This is a genomic window from Cupriavidus sp. IDO (assembly GCF_000812465.1).
Classification (GTDB): Bacteria; Pseudomonadota; Gammaproteobacteria; order Burkholderiales; family Burkholderiaceae; genus Cupriavidus.
Map to the genome: position 1 here is coordinate 156,815 of NZ_JWMA01000044.1, position 15,993 is coordinate 172,807.

A 15,993-nucleotide genomic window follows, 5' to 3' on the forward strand; every position below is an offset into this window, starting at 1 on the left:
AACTGATATGAGCCTGATCCTGGAAGTGAAGGACCTCCACGTCCGCTACGGCAAAGTGGAAGCGGTGCACGGTGCCAACCTCAAGGTCGAGGCGGGCAAGATCGTCACCGTGATCGGCCCGAACGGCGCCGGCAAGTCGACCATGCTCAATGCCGTGATGGGGGCGCTGCCGGTCAGCGGCTCGGCGACGGGAACGGTGAACTACCTCGGGCATGACATGGCCGGCATCCCGGTCGAAGGCCGCGTGGCGCGCGGCATGTGCCTGGTGCCGGAGAAGCGCGAGCTGTTCGCATCGATGACTGTCGAGGACAACCTGCAGCTGGGCGCGTTCCGCCGCAAGCGAGCCGGCGAGAAGAACTACCTCGACCAGATGGACGTGGTGTACGGGCTGTTCCCGCGCCTGCGCGAGCGTGCCCGTCAGGACGCCGGCACGCTCTCCGGCGGCGAGCGCCAGATGCTGGCGGTGGGCCGAGCACTGATGGCCAAGCCACAACTGCTGATGCTGGATGAACCCAGCCTTGGGCTCGCCCCGCTGATCGTGAAAGAGATCTTCCACATCATCAGCAACCTGCGGAAGACCGGCGTTGCTACGCTGCTGATCGAGCAGAACGCGCGCGCGGCGCTGCAGGTGGCGGACTACGGCTATGTCCTCGAGACGGGCGACATGGCCATGGAAGGGCCAGCCGATGCGCTCGCGAGCAATCCGAAGGTGATCGAGACCTACCTGGGGCTGGCGAAGAAGGCCGCATGAGGGGAGGGTTCTCGTCGTATGAATGAAGGCCTGCATTCGCAGGCCTTTTTCATTGATCCGGCGAATGCTGCCGAAACTTCCGAGCCTTTGCTGCGATTAAAATGCACCGTATGGATTCATACTCGCAGATTCAGGCAGCATAAATTCATGCATTGAATTCTGAAGCGGTCAACATCGGCAGGTGATTTACGGGGCGAATGTGCGAGCCGAAAACTATGATCGTGCTATTCGTGTTGTGCACTTTCGTGCCTTACCTCTGCGATACCCGGATCCTGTGTTGCCGTTTCCAATAGCCACGCCCGGAAATGATGGAGCGCCGGGTGATCGCGCCGCTCTTTGGGGGCGCACAGGAAATAGCCGCGCTGCAGCCGGATCGGCAGATCGAACGGCATTGCCACCCGGCCGGAGGCTATCTCGTCCCGCAGCAGGCAGCGCTGCAACACCGCCACGCCCATGTCCGCGCGAACGGCCTGCACAAGAATCGACACCTGGTCGAAGCCCGTCGATAGCTTCGGCGCAGCACTGGGTACGCCCGCGGCCTGCAGCCAGTGCTGCCAGTTGGCGGGCGCGGTGGTGTGGTAGAGCAGGGGCTCGTCGAGCAGTTCGGCGGGATCGTTCCACTTGCCGGCCTCGCGGCGCAGGCGCGCGCGGTCCGGGTGGCAGACCGGCACCATTTCACGTCCGACGATGTAGTCCACCTGCAGGGCTGGCCATTTACCGGCTTCTCCGGCCAGCAGCGCAGCATCGGGTGCGGGCCCGGAGAAATCCTCGTCGCGGCGGTAGGGCACGAAATCGAGCCGGATATCGGGATGGCGGCGGTGGAAATCCGGCAGCTTGGGAACGAGCCATACGCTGGCAAGCGTTGGCACCGCAGACAGGGTGAGGTGGTGCCGCCGGTCGCCCGCGAGCAGGGCGGCGCTGGCGCTTTCAATTGCGGCCAGCGGGCCGGCTACGGCGTCGAGCAGTTGCTGCCCGGCGCCGGTGAGCAGAAGCCGGTGTGCGTTGCGCTGGACCAGCGGCTGGCCGAAATGCTCCTCCAGCCGGGCAATCGCGCGGCTGATGGCACCTTGCGTCACGCAAAGCGCTTCGGCTGCACGGGTAAAGCTGCCCAGCCGCGCTACCGCGGCGAAGGCGTGCAGTTCGGACATCGACGGGGATTGCAGCCGCATGGAGGGAGTGCCGGAAGGCGGGCGCACGAGGTGCCCGCCGAGGATGATCTTTGGTAATGCGAACGTGCAATATAGTCGTTTGTGCCGCATGGGTAAACGACTGAAACTCCGCAGATCGTTGCACAAAACAAAACAGGAGAAAGCCCCATGATCCGAGCCAGGATGTCGCGTCGCCAACTCATGCTGTCGGGTGCCGCGGCTGCCGTCACGCTGTCGTTCGCGGGCAGTGCTTTTGCCCAGGCGGCGTATCCCAACCGTCCGATCCGGCTGATCGTTCCGTTCGCCGCGGGCGGTTCGACCGATCTGTCGGCGCGGCTGGTTGCCGAGTTTGCCGGTCGCGAGCTCGGACAGTCGATCGTCGTCGAGAACAAGGGCGGTGCCGGTGGTTCGCTGGGGATGGAGCAGGTCGCCAATTCGGCGCCGGACGGCTACACCATCGGGATGGCCACGGTCAGCACGCATGGCTCCAACCCGGCGGTGTACCCGAAGCTGAAGTACGACCCGATCAAGGATTTCGCGCCGGTCACCAATGTCGTGGCGATTCCGAGCGTGTTCGCCGTGCATCCGAGCGTGCCGGCCAAGACCATGCAGGAGTTCATCGCGCTGGCCAGGGCCAACCCGGGCAAGTACAGCTTTGCATCGCCGGGCGCCGGGTCGCTGGGCCATGTGAACATCGAGAACTTCATGATGCTGGCCAGGATCGACCTGCTGCACGTGCCATACAAGGGCGCCGGCCTGGCCCTGAACGATGCCGTGGCAGGGCAGGTGAGTGCGATCACCGACAACCTCTCGTCCACGCTTCCCCACGTGAAATCGGGCCGGTTGCGCGCCCTGGCGGTGCTGGGTGCGGCCCGCTCGCCGCAACTGCCGAATGTGCCGACCTATGCGGAGCTGGGCTACAAGGACATGGGGGAGGGTGGCTGGTTCGGCATCGTGGCACCGGCCGGCACGCCGCCAGCGATTGTGGCGAAACTGAACCAGGCCATCCACAAGGCCATGCTGAACCCGGAGTTCAAGCGCAAGGTGGAAGAGTCCGGCGGTACGCTGGTCCCGACCACGCCTGACCAGTTCAAGGCACAGATCCAGCAGGCAATGGCCCGCTACGCGCGCGTTGCCAAGGCTGCCAACATCAAGCTGGACTGATCCATGACCGAAGCATCGCAGACAGATTTCCCGGCGCCACTGACGCTGCAACTGCCGCAAGGTGAAGTGCTGCCGCTGGTGTGCGACTCGCCGCACAGTGGCACGTATTACCCGGCCGATTTCGGCGCCGCCGTGGCCCCGGGCCGCCTGCGCGGCGGGGAAGATACGCACGTCGACGCCCTGTGGGAAGCCGTGCCCCGTCTGGGCGGCACGCTGTTGGCGGCAACATTCCCGCGTGTCTATATCGACCCGAACCGCACGCTGGACGATATCGATCCCGAGCTGCTGGAAGGCGCTTGGCCGTCGCAACTGTCGCCGGGCGAGAAGACCCGCCTGGGCTACGGCCTGATCTGGCGGAACATCGATGCCGCGACGCCGATCTATGACCGGAAGCTCACAGTGGCCGAAGTGCAGGCCCGGATCGACCGCTACTACCGCCCGTACCACGAGGCATTGGCGGAGGCAGTGGAGGGCGCTTACCGGCGCTTTGGCGCGGTCTGGCACCTGAACCTGCACTCGATGCCGAACAATGCGTACGAGCGGCTGAAGATCCAGAGCCCGCACCCGTTAGCCGACTTCGTCCTGGGCGACCGCGACGGCACCACCTGCGAACCCGCCTTGGTGGAACTGGTGGAGCGGGAATTGCGGGCGATGGGGTACACGGTAGCGCGCAATGATCCTTACAAGGGCGTGCAGTTGATCGCCAAGATCGGGCGGCCGGCCGAGCGGCGCAACAGCCTGCAGATCGAGATCCGCCGTCCGTTGTACATGGACGAGGGAACGCGGGAGCGCAATGCCGGTTTCGCCTCTCTGCAGCGCAATCTTGGGCTGGTGACCGAGAGCATTGCAGCGTACGTTCGCGGGCAGCTTTGAGTATCTTGTTCCACGTGAAACATCCGACCGGGCCTCGTGCCCGGTTTTTTGTTTCACGTGGAACACACTCGCTCGCGCAGAGGTATCGCATGGGCCATGTTTCACGTGAAACATCGTCACCGTCGAAAAGGCGGTAGTCGATTGCCGCTATAATTCGACATCCAGAATTTTCCCGCCAGCCTCCCGGAGGAGGTGTCCCATGCTTTACGCAAAAGAGTTCGATGTCATCGTCGTCGGTGGTGGTCACGCCGGCACTGAAGCTGCACTGGCTGCTGCCCGGATGGGCTGCCAGACGCTGCTGCTGACCCACAACATCGAAACGCTTGGGCAGATGAGCTGCAATCCGTCGATCGGCGGCATTGGCAAGGGGCACCTGGTCAAGGAAGTCGATGCGATGGGCGGCGCCATGGCCGCTGCCACGGACGAGGCGGGTATCCAGTTCCGTATCCTCAACTCCAGCAAGGGCCCCGCGGTGCGAGCCACGCGCGCCCAGGCCGACCGTGTGCTGTATCGCAAGGCCATCCGTACCCGTCTGGAGAACCAGCCGAACCTGATGCTGTTCCAGCAGGCCGTGGATGACCTGATGGTGGAGGGCGACCGCGTGGTCGGCGCCATGACCCAGGTGGGCATCGCCTTCCGCGGCCGCGCTGTTGTGCTGACCGCGGGCACCTTCCTGGACGGCAAGATTCACGTTGGCCTGGACAACTACACCGGCGGCCGCGCCGGCGATCCGGCATCGGTCTCGCTGTCGGTCCGCCTGAAGGAGCTGAAGCTCCCGCAAGGCCGGCTGAAGACTGGTACGCCGCCGCGTATCGACGGCCGCACCATCGACTTCTCGGTGATGGAAGAGCAGCCAGGCGACCTCGATCCGGTGCCGGTGTTCTCCTTCCTGGGCCGGCCCGAGCAGCACCCGCAGCAGTTGCCGTGCTGGATTACCCACACCAACGCGCGTACCCACGACATCATCCGCGGCGGCCTGGACCGCTCGCCGATGTACACGGGCGTAATCGAAGGGGTAGGGCCGCGCTACTGCCCGAGCATCGAGGACAAGATCCATCGCTTTGCCAGCAAGGAAAGCCACCAGATATTCCTGGAACCCGAAGGCCTGACCACCAACGAGTTCTATCCCAACGGTATCTCCACCAGCCTGCCATTCGACGTTCAGCTGGAGCTGGTGCATTCGATCCGCGGGATGGAGAACGCGCACATCCTGCGCCCTGGCTACGCCATTGAGTACGACTACTTCGATCCGCGCGCGCTGAAGGCATCGCTGGAAAGCAAGGCAATCAATGGCCTGTTCTTTGCGGGACAGATCAACGGCACGACCGGCTATGAGGAGGCCGCCGCACAAGGGCTGCTGGCGGGCATCAACGCCGGTTGCTACGTGCGCGAGCGTGACGCCTGGACGCCGCGCCGCGACCAGGCCTATCTCGGCGTGCTGGTCGACGACCTGATCACCCGTGGTGTGACCGAGCCGTACCGCATGTTTACCAGCCGTGCGGAATTCCGCCTGAGCCTGCGCGAAGACAACGCCGATATGCGCCTGACGGAAGCGGGGCGCGAACTCGGCGTTGTCGACGATGCCCGCTGGGACGCCTTCAACCGCAAGCGCGACGCTGTTTCACGTGAAACAGAGCGCCTCAAGAGCACGTGGGTCAACCCGGCAATGCTGCCGGCCGAAGAGGCCGTGCCGCTGCTGGGCAAGGCCATCGAGCGTGAATACAGCCTGGCGGATCTGCTGCGCCGTCCGGAAGTCCGCTATGAAGCGCTGATGGGCCTGCAGAATGGCCGCCATGCGCCGGAAGCGCCGCTTGATGAGGATCCGATGCTGGCAGAGCAGATCCGCGAGCAGATCGAGATCGGCATCAAGTACCACGGCTACATCGCCAGACAGGCCGCCGAGGTCGACAAGCTGGAGGCCAACGAATCGACCCGCCTGCCGGAAGGCTTCGACTACACCGAAGTGCGCGGGCTTGGCTTTGAAGTCAGCCAGAAGCTGAATCAGCATCGTCCGGAAACGCTAGGCCAGGCTTCGCGGATCTCGGGCGTCACCCCGGCTGCGATCTCGCTGCTGCTGGTTCACCTGAAGAAGAAGGGCATGGGGCGTACCAAGTCCGGCAACACGCAAGAGGCTGCCTGAGTGGGCGGTCATCGACATACCGTGATCGACGACGCGGCCCAGCGTCGTCGCCTCGAAGCCGGGCTGGCGGCCATTGGCCTGGCCCTTGCGCCAGCCCAGATCGACACGCTGTTCGCGTACCTTGCGCTGCTGCGCAAGTGGAACAGCATCTACAACCTCACCGCGATCCGTCATCCGGACGAGATGCTCACGCATCATCTGCTGGATTCGCTGTCGGCCGTTCCGGCACTTGCCGAAGCCGCGCGTGCGGCTGGCGTGGCCGAGCCGGCGCGGGGAAGGGTGCTCGACGTCGGCTCCGGCGGCGGCATGCCCGGCCTGCCGCTGGCGATTTCGTGCCCCGATGTCTCCGTGCTGATGGTCGATATCGTGCAGAAGAAGACCGCGTTCCTCACGCAGTGCCGGGCGCAGCTCGGACTGTCGAACGCCGCGGCGCACTGGGGGCCGGTCGAGCAGCTCGAGGATTCGCACGGATTTGCCGTCATTACTTCGCGTGCATTCGCAGAGCTGACTGACTTTGTCTCGCTGTCGGGCCACCTGCTGGCGCCGCACGGCCGGCTGATCGCGATGAAGGGTGTTTATCCACAGGCAGAACTGGACCGGATGGAGGCCGCCGGCTTGATGAGCGAATGGCAGGTTGATGCCGTACCGCGGCTGACTGTGCCCGAGCTGGACGCCGAGCGCCATCTGGTGGTGTTGTCGCGCCGGTGACCATGGTGGCGCGTGCGCCGCAAACTGCCGGCCGTGTGCCGGCTGAATGAATTCAAGCAGGAGCCTCAGGAGCTTATGGCCAAGGTATTCGTGATCGCAAACCAGAAGGGCGGGGTAGGCAAGACCACCACTACGGTGAACCTCGCCGCCGGCCTGGCCGCGCAGGACCAGCGCGTGCTGCTGGTCGACCTGGACCCGCAGGGCAATGCCTCGATGGGCTCTGGCATCGACAAGCAGTCGCTGGAGCACAGCGTGTACCAGGTGCTGGTCGGACTGTCCAGCGTTGCGCAGGCCCGGCAGCGTTCCGAGACCGGCAAGTACGACGTGCTGCCGGCCAACCGCGAGCTGGCTGGTGCCGAAGTGGAGCTGGTCGAACTGGACCAGCGCGAGCGGCGCCTCAAGCAGGCAATCGCAGAGGTCGACAGCGAATACGATTTCGTCCTGATCGACTGCCCGCCGTCGCTGTCGCTGCTGACGCTGAACGGCCTGTGCGCCGCGCATGGGGTGATCGTGCCGATGCAGTGCGAGTACTTCGCGCTGGAAGGGCTGTCGGACCTGGTCAACACCATCAAGCAGGTGCACGCCAACCTGAACCGCGACCTGAAGGTGATCGGCCTGCTGCGCGTCATGTTTGACCCGCGCGTCACGCTGCAGCAGCAGGTGTCGGCGCAGCTCGAATCGCACTTTGGCGAGAAGGTTTTCAAGACCGTCATTCCGCGCAACGTGCGCCTGGCGGAGGCGCCCTCGTACGGCATGCCGGGCGTGGCCTTCGATCCGTCGTCGAAGGGCGCGAAAGCGTACCTGGATTTCGGTGCCGAGATGATTGCCCGCGTCAGGCAGATTGGCTGACCGACGGTATTGAACGAATACCTGCCGCCTTCGGGAAGCCGGGCAGAGCAAGCGATGCAAGGACTGTGACCATGAGTACTGCAAAGAAAAAAGGCCTGGGCCGCGGCCTCGAAGCCCTGCTGGGCGGCCCCGCGGAGATCGTCGAGTCGGTGAAGCAGGAGGGCGCGCCCACCGTGCTGCGCCTCGACCAGTTGCAGCCCGGCAAGTACCAGCCCCGCACGCGCATGGACGAGGGGGCCTTGCAGGAACTGGCAGCGAGCATTCGCGCGCAGGGCCTGATGCAGCCGATCCTGGTGCGCCGCGTGGAAGAGCCGGATCGCTACGAGATCATCGCAGGCGAGCGCCGCTTCCGCGCCTCGAAGATCGCGGGGCTCGACAAGGTGCCGGTGCTGGTGAAGGACGTGGCCGACGAAGCTGCGGCCGCGATGGCGCTGATCGAGAACATCCAGCGCGAGGACCTGAACCCGCTGGAAGAGGCGCAGGGCATCATGCGCCTGATCCGCGAATTCAGTTTCACGCATGAGCAGGCCGCGGAATCCGTGGGCCGCTCCCGGAGCGCCGTGTCCAACCTGCTGCGCCTGCTGAACCTGGCCAATCCGGTGCAGACCATGCTGATGGCCGGCGATCTCGATATGGGCCACGCGCGCGCGTTGCTCGCCGTCGATGGTGCGAACCAGATTACGCTGGCCAACCAGATCATCAACAAGCGCCTGTCGGTGCGCGAGACCGAGAAGCTGGTTGCATCCACGCTCAAGCCGTTCGATCTGAAGTCGCTCAAGCAGAAGGCCGGCAATGGCATGCGCGACGTGGCGCGGCTGGAGGAGGAGCTGTCGGATGCGCTGGGGCTGGCGGTGCAGATCAAGCTCGGTGCGCGGGGCAAGGGCCAGCTCACCATTCACTTCAGCAACAACGATGCGCTCGAGGATGTACTCGTGCGTCTTCGTGATTCGGGCGAAGCACAACGCGTTGCCTGAAATACTGCGCGATAAACGGACAAGCCGATGGTGACTGTTGCATCTACGCAGCAGTCGTCACGTTATCTGCCGGAATGTGTGCCGCGGGTCCGGTAATCCACCATCATGCGCTGGGTTCGCCACGCAATCCAATTACGTAGAACATCATTGCCGCGCAATTTCCGTGCAGCCATCATGCAATCGTGATGGCTGCCGTTGTGCGGTTGTCCCTGCAAGCAAACTGTAAGCAGATTGACGCGAATCAGTAGTTCCCCTTAAAATCGTGCGGTTTGAATTCTGGCCGGACCGGAAAGTTCCGGACTGGAATGAGGCAGGCAGGTGGTGGTTCAAGACCGTCAGCAACGAAGCGCGGAGTCCCGGCAGGATGACTGGGATGATGACGCAGAACGTGAAGAAGAAGCTGTCGATCCGCTGTCGCACGCCGAAGCGGTGACGCTGTTTGGCGAGCGCGCGTTGCGTCCTTCGCGCATGACACCCGGCAAGGTTGTGCTGGCACAGGTGATTGTCACCCTGCTGTCGGCACTGTGCTGGGCGGTGTTCGCCAGCGAGTCCGCGCCGAGCGGCTGGTCCGCATTGTTCGGCGGCGCGGTGTGCTTTGTCCCGAGCGGCTTCTTTGCGTTCCGTCTGTGGATGGCGCGCGAGCGGACGTCGGTAGGCGGGCTGGTGGTGGGCGAGGCGATCAAGGTGTTCGCCACCGTCGCACTGTTCGTGCTGGTGGTGGTGCTGTACCGGGATCTGCGGTGGGTACCGATGCTCGTCACGTTCCTGCTTGCGCTCAAGATTTATTGGGTTGCGCTGGCGATCCGCTAGCGAGATCCGCCAGGACTTCGCGCCTGCCACCTGAGTTGGGGGGCGCGAGTGAAAACTCAAGACCCGATAATCGGGGATTTCCGACGCGGCCCGTCACGGTAGTGAAGCGTTGCGCCAGTAAAAGATAAAGACGGTCTTGCCCGCGGTGACCAGCCAATCGTGCTGAAGGTGGAGCAAGAAACGTACCGGGGGCGTGTTGTTGATGCCTTCCCCACAACAAGTTTCGCAATATACGGTTCGTCTCGACATGTCAGAAGCTATCCAAGGCGCCGAACAGGCGCTGACACCCTCCGGCTATATCGCCGAACACTTGCAGAACTTGAACTCGGTCGGCGGCAAGCAGGCGTCGGTGGTCGATTTCTCTGTGCTCAACTACGACACGCTGTTCTGGTCCGTCCTGTGCGGCGCTATCGCACTGATCTTCCTGTACGCGGCCGCGCGCCGTGTCACCGCCGGCGTGCCGGGCCGCTTCCAGGCTTTCGTCGAGATGATCGTCGAGATGGTGGACGACCAGGCCAAGGGAATCATTCACGGCGACCGTTCGTGGATTGCTCCGCTGGCACTGATGGTGTTCTGCTGGATCACCATGATGAACGCCATCGACCTGATTCCGGTCGACTGGGTCACCGGCCTGAACAGCCTGCTGGGCGTCTTCCACATTCACCTTCCCCACCACCGCGCAGTGGCCACGGCCGACCTGAACGGAACACTGGGCATGTCGTGCTCGGTGCTGGTCCTGATGATCTACTACAGCTTCAAGATCAAGGGCACGGGCGGCTTCATGCATGAACTGTTCTCGGCCCCGTTCGGCGCCAAGTGGTACCTGGCCCCGTTCAACCTGATCCTGAACCTGATCGAATTCCTGGCCAAGGCGGTCTCGCTCGGCATGCGGTTGTTCGGCAACATGTACGCCGGCGAACTCGTGTTCCTGCTGATCGCGCTGCTGGGTTCGATCTGGACGTTCAGCGCCGACATGTCCGCGCTGGGCTTTGTCGGCCACGTGGTCGCCGGCACGGTATGGGCGATCTTCCACATCCTGATCGTCCTGCTCCAGGCTTTCATTTTCATGATGCTGACGCTGGTGTACATCGGCCAGGCTCACGATCACCACTGATTTCCGGTTTTTGGTTTTTTGGTTTTTTGGTTCTAAGTCTCTCTAAATTAAAGGAGTCATCATGCAAGCATTTCTCGCCAACATCCAGGGTCTGACCGCCATCGGCATCGGCATCATCATCGGTTTGGGCGCAATCGGCGCCTGCCTGGGTATCGCCCTGATGGGTGGCAAGTACATCGAAGCGTGCGCACGTCAGCCTGAACTGATGAACCCGCTGCAAACCAAGATGTTCCTGCTGGCTGGCCTGATCGACGCGGCATTCCTGATCGGTGTGGGTGTTGCAATGCTGTTCGCCTTCGCCAACCCGCTGCTGGCTGTCATCAAGTAATTCTTTTCGGTCTGCATGATGCTGACGGGCGGCGCGGGCCACTAGCCTGGCCGCCTTTGCGCATTTATCTGTAGTTTGATTACCGAAAGGAACACACCATGAATCTGAACGCAACGTTTTTTGCGCAGATGGTCGTGTTCTTCATCCTGTGGTGGGTTGTTGCCAAATTCATTTGGCCGCCGCTGGTGAAGGCGCTCGACGAACGCGCAAAGAAGATCGCCGATGGCCTCGCCGCTGCCGAGAAGGGCAAGGCCGAGCTCGAACTCGCCAACAAGCGTGTGGACCAGGCTATGGCCGAAGCCCGCACCGAAGGTGCTCAACGCGTCGCTGACGCCGAGAAGCGCGCCCAGCTGACGGCAGACGAGATCAAGCAAAACGCCCAGGCAGAAGCCGCACGCATCATTGCCCAGGCCAAGGCCGAAGCAGACCAGCAGGTCACCCGCGCACGCGAAGAACTGCGTGACCAGGTTGCCGTGCTGGCCGTCAAGGGTGCCGAGCAGATCCTCAAGCGTGAAGTGAACGCGCAGGTCCACGCCGACCTGCTCAATCAACTCAAGGCTGGGCTCTAATCATGGCAGAAACCGCAACCATTGCCCGTCCCTACGCTGAGGCGCTGTTCCGCGTCGCCAGTGAAGCGAGCGCAGGCAATCTGGGTGCATGGTCCGAACTGGTGTCGGAAATGGGGCAGGTTGCCGCCAATCCCGACATGAAGGCGCTCGCCGGCGACCCGAACGTTCCCGGCGAGAAGCTGGCCGAACTGTTCCTGTCGGTGCTGAAGTCCCCGCTGAATGACGAGGCTCGTCGCTTCGTCAAGCTGCTGGTGGATAACGGCCGCCTGACGGTGATGCCGGAAATCGCCGAGCAGTTCCATGTGCTCAAGAACGCCCGCGAAGGGTCGTCGGATGTCGAGATCACCAGCGCATTCCCGCTGGAAGGTTCGCAGTTGAACGACCTGGTCGCTGCACTCGAACGCAAGTTCGGCCGCAAGCTGTACGCGAAGGTGGCGGTGGACCCGTCCCTGATCGGTGGCGTGAGCGTCAAGGTCGGCGACGAAGTGCTCGACACCTCCGTGCGTTCGCGCCTGGCTGCCATGCAAGCCACGCTGACCGCCTGACCGCACCGGCCGACGGATTGAAGAATTAGGAGCATTGTGATGCAACTGAACCCCTCAGAAATCAGCGAGCTGATCAAGACCCGCATCTCGGGCCTTGGCGCTGAAGCTGAAGTGCGCAACACCGGCACGGTGATCTCCGTGACCGATGGTATCTGCCGCGTGCATGGCCTGTCTGGCGTGATGCAGGGCGAGATGCTGGAATTCCCCGGCAACACCTTCGGCCTCGCGCTGAACCTCGAGCGCGACTCGGTCGGCGCCGTGGTGCTGGGCGACTACGAACACATTTCCGAAGGCGATACGGTCAAGTGCACCGGCCGCATTCTGGAAGTGCCGGTTGGCAAGGAACTGCTGGGCCGCGTGGTCAACACGCTGGGCCAGCCGATCGACGGCAAGGGCCCGATCAACGCGAAAGAAACCGACGTGATCGAAAAGGTCGCACCGGGCGTGATCGCGCGTCAGTCCGTGAGCCAGCCGGTGCAGACCGGCCTGAAGTCGATCGACTCGATGGTGCCGATCGGCCGTGGCCAGCGTGAGCTGATCATTGGCGACCGCCAGACCGGCAAGACCGCCGTGGCAGTCGACGCGATCATCAACCAGAAGGGCAAGGGCATGTACTGCGTGTACGTCGCCATTGGCCAGAAGGCTTCGACGATCGCCAACGTGGTGCGCAAGCTCGAAGAGCACGGCGCGATGGAATACACCGTCGTCGTGGCCGCCGCCGCTTCGGACTCGGCCGCCATGCAGTACCTGGCCGCCTACGCCGGCTGCACGATGGGCGAGTACTTCCGCGACCGCGGCGAAGACGCGCTGATCGTCTATGACGACCTGACCAAGCAAGCCTGGGCCTACCGCCAGGTGTCGCTGCTGCTGCGCCGCCCGCCGGGCCGCGAAGCCTACCCCGGCGACGTGTTCTACCTGCACTCGCGTCTGCTCGAGCGTGCTGCCCGCGTGAATGCCGAGTACGTCGAAAAGTTCACCAATGGCGCCGTCAAGGGCAAGACCGGTTCGTTGACCGCGCTGCCGGTGATTGAAACGCAGGCCGGCGACGTGTCCGCGTTCGTGCCGACCAACGTGATCTCGATTACCGACGGTCAGATCTTCCTGGAAACCGACCTGTTCAACGCCGGTATCCGTCCCGCTATCAACGCCGGTATCTCGGTGTCGCGCGTGGGTGGTGCTGCACAGACCAAGGTGGTGAAGAACCTGGCCGGTGGTATCCGTACCGACCTGGCCCAGTACCGTGAACTGGCTGCGTTCGCGCAGTTCGCTTCGGACCTGGACGATGCCACCCGCAAGCAGCTCGAGCGCGGCCGCCGCGTGACCGAACTGCTCAAGCAGCCGCAATACCAGCCGCAGCAGGTGTGGCAGCTGGCAGCGTCGCTGTTCGCCGCCAACAATGGCTTCCTCGACAACGTGGAAGTGAAGGACATTCTGCCGTTCGAGAAGGGCCTGCACGACCATCTGAAGACCAAGTACGCCGATCTCATCAACCGCATCGAAGAGACTAAGCAGCTCTCGAAGGAAGATGAAGCCGCCCTGCGTGCCGCGATCGAGGATTTCAAGAAGTCCGCCGCGTTCTAACCGCGTGATTCCACGACACCGCCTGTGCGCTGCCTGGCAGCGCGCGGTGCGGTTCGGACGGAGAGGAAGATATGGCCGGAACGAAAGAAATTCGAACCAAGATCAAGAGCGTGCAAAACACGCGCAAGATCACCAAGGCGATGGAGATGGTCGCCGCATCCAAGATGCGCAAGGCGCAGGAGCGGATGCGCACTGCCCGTCCCTATGCCGAGAAAGTGCGCAATGTCGCGGCGCACCTGGCTTCTGCCAACCCCGAGTTCAAGCACCCGTTCATGGTGGATCGCGAAGTCAAGCGCGTCGGCATGATCGTGGTCACGACCGACAAGGGGCTGTGCGGCGGTCTGAACACGAACGTGTTGCGTGCGGTGACCAACGAGCTGAAGAGCCTGCAGGGTCGCGGCGTGGATGTGCAAGCTACTGCCATCGGTGGTAAGGGCATGCAGTTCCTGAGCCGCATCGGCGCCAAGGTGGCCTCGAATGTGGTGCAGCTCGGCGACACCCCGCACCTGGAAAAGCTGATCGGCGCGATCAAGGTCCAGCTCGACGCATTCACCAATGGTGAAGTCGATGCGGTGTACATCGCGTACACCAAGTTCATCAATACGATGAAGCAGGAACCGATGGTTGAGCAACTGCTGCCGCTCGCCGCCGACAAGCTGTCGCAGACGGAAGAAGAGAAGCGCGCCTACTCGTGGGACTACATCTACGAACCTGACGCGCAGACCGTGGTGGAAGAGCTGTTGGTCCGCTACGTCGAGGCGCTGGTGTACCAGGCCGTGGCCGAGAACATGGCGTCCGAGCAGTCGGCACGCATGGTGGCCATGAAGGCGGCATCCGACAATGCCAAGAACGTGATCGGCGAACTGCAGCTGGACTACAACAAGACCCGGCAGGCAGCGATCACCAAGGAATTGTCAGAGATCGTCAGCGGTGCGGCAGCGGTCTGAGGCGTCAAGAATTCAAGCTATCGGAGATACGAAATGAGTATCGGAAATATTGTGCAGTGCATCGGCGCCGTGGTGGACATCGAGTTCCCGCGCGACGCGATGCCGAAGGTGTACGACGCGCTGGTGCTGGAAGACAGCGGCGAAACGTCGTTCGCCGAAAAGGGCCTGACGTTCGAAGTCCAGCAGCAGCTGGGTGACGGCGTGGTCCGTACCATTGCCCTCGGTTCGTCGGACGGCCTGCGCCGCGGCATGCCGGTGAAGAGCACCGGCGCGCCGATCTCGGTGCCGGTGGGTCAAGGCACGCTGGGCCGCATTATGGATGTCCTGGGTCGCCCCATCGACGAAGCTGGCCCGATCGCTTCCGACGAGCGGCGCGCGATTCACCAGAAGGCGCCGAAGTTCGACGAACTGTCGCCTTCCACCGACCTGCTCGAAACCGGCATCAAGGTGATCGACCTGATTTGCCCGTTCGCCAAGGGCGGCAAGGTGGGTCTGTTTGGTGGCGCAGGCGTGGGCAAGACCGTCAACATGATGGAGCTCATCAACAACATCGCCAAGCAGCACAGCGGTCTGTCGGTGTTCGCCGGCGTGGGCGAGCGTACCCGTGAAGGGAACGACTTCTACCACGAAATGAAGGACTCGAACGTGCTCGACAAGGTGGCCATGGTGTTCGGCCAGATGAACGAGCCGCCGGGCAACCGTCTGCGCGTGGCACTTTCCGGCCTGACCATGGCCGAGAAGTTCCGCGACGAGGGCCGTGACATCCTGTTCTTCGTCGACAACATCTACCGCTACACGCTGGCTGGTACCGAAGTGTCGGCACTGCTGGGCCGTATGCCTTCCGCCGTGGGCTACCAGCCGACGCTGGCTGAAGAAATGGGCAAGCTGCAGGAGCGTATTACGTCGACCAAGACCGGCTCGATTACGTCGATCCAGGCCGTCTACGTGCCTGCGGATGACTTGACCGACCCGTCGCCGGCTACCACCTTCCTGCACCTGGACTCGACCCTGGTGCTGTCGCGTGACATTGCCGCTCTCGGTATCTACCCCGCAGTGGACCCGCTCGACTCGACCTCGCGTCAGATGGACCCGCAAGTGGTTGGCCAGGAGCACTACAACGTTGCGCGCGCCGTACAGCAGACCCTGCAGCGCTACAAGGAACTGCGCGACATCATCGCGATTCTGGGCATGGACGAACTGTCGCCGGAAGACAAGATGGCCGTGAACCGCGCTCGTAAGATCCAGCGTTTCCTGTCGCAGCCGTTCCACGTGGCCGAAGTGTTCACGGGTTCGCCGGGCAAGTACGTGCCGCTGAAGGAAACCATCCGTGGTTTCAAGATGCTGGTGGATGGCGAGTGCGATCACCTGCCCGAGCAGGCGTTCTACATGGTCGGCTCGATCGACGAAGCCTTCGAAAAGGCCAAGAAGCTCCAGTAAGTGGCGTCTTTCGCCTTCATGCGTCGTTGCGGCTGCCTTGCCGTAGTTAATCTAC

At 63.1% G+C, this 15,993-nt stretch carries 16 protein-coding genes; 15 read left to right on the plus strand and 1 reads right to left on the minus strand.

What is annotated here, in order from left to right; all coding sequences use genetic code 11:
• The first annotated feature begins 7 nt into the window (after positions 1-7).
• Complete coding sequence (locus RM96_RS15115) at positions 8-751, plus strand: ABC transporter ATP-binding protein (protein ID WP_039011677.1); 744 nt, start codon at positions 8-10, stop codon at positions 749-751.
• Positions 752-975: 224 nt separating this feature from the next.
• On the opposite strand, the gene RM96_RS15120 is transcribed toward RM96_RS15115, so the two are convergent.
• Positions 976-1,920, minus strand: coding sequence for a LysR substrate-binding domain-containing protein (locus RM96_RS15120; RefSeq protein ID WP_039011679.1), 945 nt, complete (start codon positions 1,918-1,920; stop codon positions 976-978).
• Between the two features lie 147 nt (positions 1,921-2,067).
• Between RM96_RS15120 and RM96_RS15125 the strand changes: the two genes are divergently transcribed.
• From RM96_RS15125 to atpD, 14 genes are all read left to right on the plus strand, one after another.
• Positions 2,068-3,063, plus strand: coding sequence for a Bug family tripartite tricarboxylate transporter substrate binding protein (locus tag RM96_RS15125; protein WP_039011681.1), 996 nt, complete (start codon positions 2,068-2,070; stop codon positions 3,061-3,063).
• A gap of 3 nt (positions 3,064-3,066) precedes the next feature.
• A complete protein-coding gene (locus RM96_RS15130; RefSeq protein WP_039011682.1) occupies positions 3,067-3,936 on the plus strand; it encodes an N-formylglutamate amidohydrolase in 870 nt (289 codons plus the stop codon).
• Positions 3,937-4,135: 199 nt separating this feature from the next.
• Entirely contained in the window at positions 4,136-6,076 is a 1,941-nt protein-coding gene (mnmG, locus tag RM96_RS15135) for a tRNA uridine-5-carboxymethylaminomethyl(34) synthesis enzyme MnmG (protein ID WP_039011684.1), read from the plus strand.
• A gap of 21 nt (positions 6,077-6,097) precedes the next feature.
• The gene (gene rsmG, locus RM96_RS15140) at positions 6,098-6,784 is read left to right on the plus strand and encodes a 16S rRNA (guanine(527)-N(7))-methyltransferase RsmG (protein ID WP_443112254.1); all 687 of its coding nucleotides are present in this window, start codon (positions 6,098-6,100) and stop codon (positions 6,782-6,784) included.
• Between the two features lie 75 nt (positions 6,785-6,859).
• Positions 6,860-7,633 (plus strand): ParA family protein, encoded by a 774-nt coding sequence (locus tag RM96_RS15145; RefSeq protein ID WP_039011889.1) that lies wholly within the window; start codon positions 6,860-6,862, stop codon positions 7,631-7,633.
• Positions 7,634-7,704: 71 nt separating this feature from the next.
• Entirely contained in the window at positions 7,705-8,607 is a 903-nt protein-coding gene (locus tag RM96_RS15150) for a ParB/RepB/Spo0J family partition protein (protein WP_039011687.1), read from the plus strand.
• 318 nt (positions 8,608-8,925) lie between these two features.
• Positions 8,926-9,417 (plus strand): ATP synthase subunit I, encoded by a 492-nt coding sequence (locus tag RM96_RS15155; RefSeq protein WP_039011689.1) that lies wholly within the window; start codon positions 8,926-8,928, stop codon positions 9,415-9,417.
• A 247-nt stretch (positions 9,418-9,664) separates the two neighbouring features.
• Positions 9,665-10,531: a F0F1 ATP synthase subunit A gene (atpB, locus tag RM96_RS15160; RefSeq protein ID WP_039011690.1), complete on the plus strand. Its 867-nt coding sequence runs from the start codon at positions 9,665-9,667 to the stop codon at positions 10,529-10,531.
• A gap of 61 nt (positions 10,532-10,592) precedes the next feature.
• Positions 10,593-10,859, plus strand: coding sequence for a F0F1 ATP synthase subunit C (gene atpE / locus RM96_RS15165; RefSeq protein WP_013958389.1), 267 nt, complete (start codon positions 10,593-10,595; stop codon positions 10,857-10,859).
• Positions 10,860-10,957: 98 nt separating this feature from the next.
• The gene (locus RM96_RS15170; RefSeq protein ID WP_039011693.1) at positions 10,958-11,428 is read left to right on the plus strand and encodes a F0F1 ATP synthase subunit B; all 471 of its coding nucleotides are present in this window, start codon (positions 10,958-10,960) and stop codon (positions 11,426-11,428) included.
• Between the two features lie 2 nt (positions 11,429-11,430).
• Positions 11,431-11,973, plus strand: coding sequence for a F0F1 ATP synthase subunit delta (locus RM96_RS15175; protein ID WP_039011695.1), 543 nt, complete (start codon positions 11,431-11,433; stop codon positions 11,971-11,973).
• A 39-nt stretch (positions 11,974-12,012) separates the two neighbouring features.
• On the plus strand, positions 12,013-13,554 hold the full coding sequence (atpA, locus tag RM96_RS15180) for a F0F1 ATP synthase subunit alpha (RefSeq protein WP_039011696.1): 1,542 nt from the start codon (positions 12,013-12,015) through the stop codon (positions 13,552-13,554).
• 71 nt (positions 13,555-13,625) lie between these two features.
• Positions 13,626-14,501 (plus strand): F0F1 ATP synthase subunit gamma, encoded by an 876-nt coding sequence (atpG, locus tag RM96_RS15185; RefSeq protein ID WP_039011698.1) that lies wholly within the window; start codon positions 13,626-13,628, stop codon positions 14,499-14,501.
• Between the two features lie 33 nt (positions 14,502-14,534).
• Positions 14,535-15,938, plus strand: a complete 1,404-nt coding sequence (atpD, locus tag RM96_RS15190; RefSeq protein WP_013958384.1) for a F0F1 ATP synthase subunit beta — start codon at positions 14,535-14,537, stop codon at positions 15,936-15,938.
• Positions 15,939-15,993 lie beyond the last annotated feature (55 nt).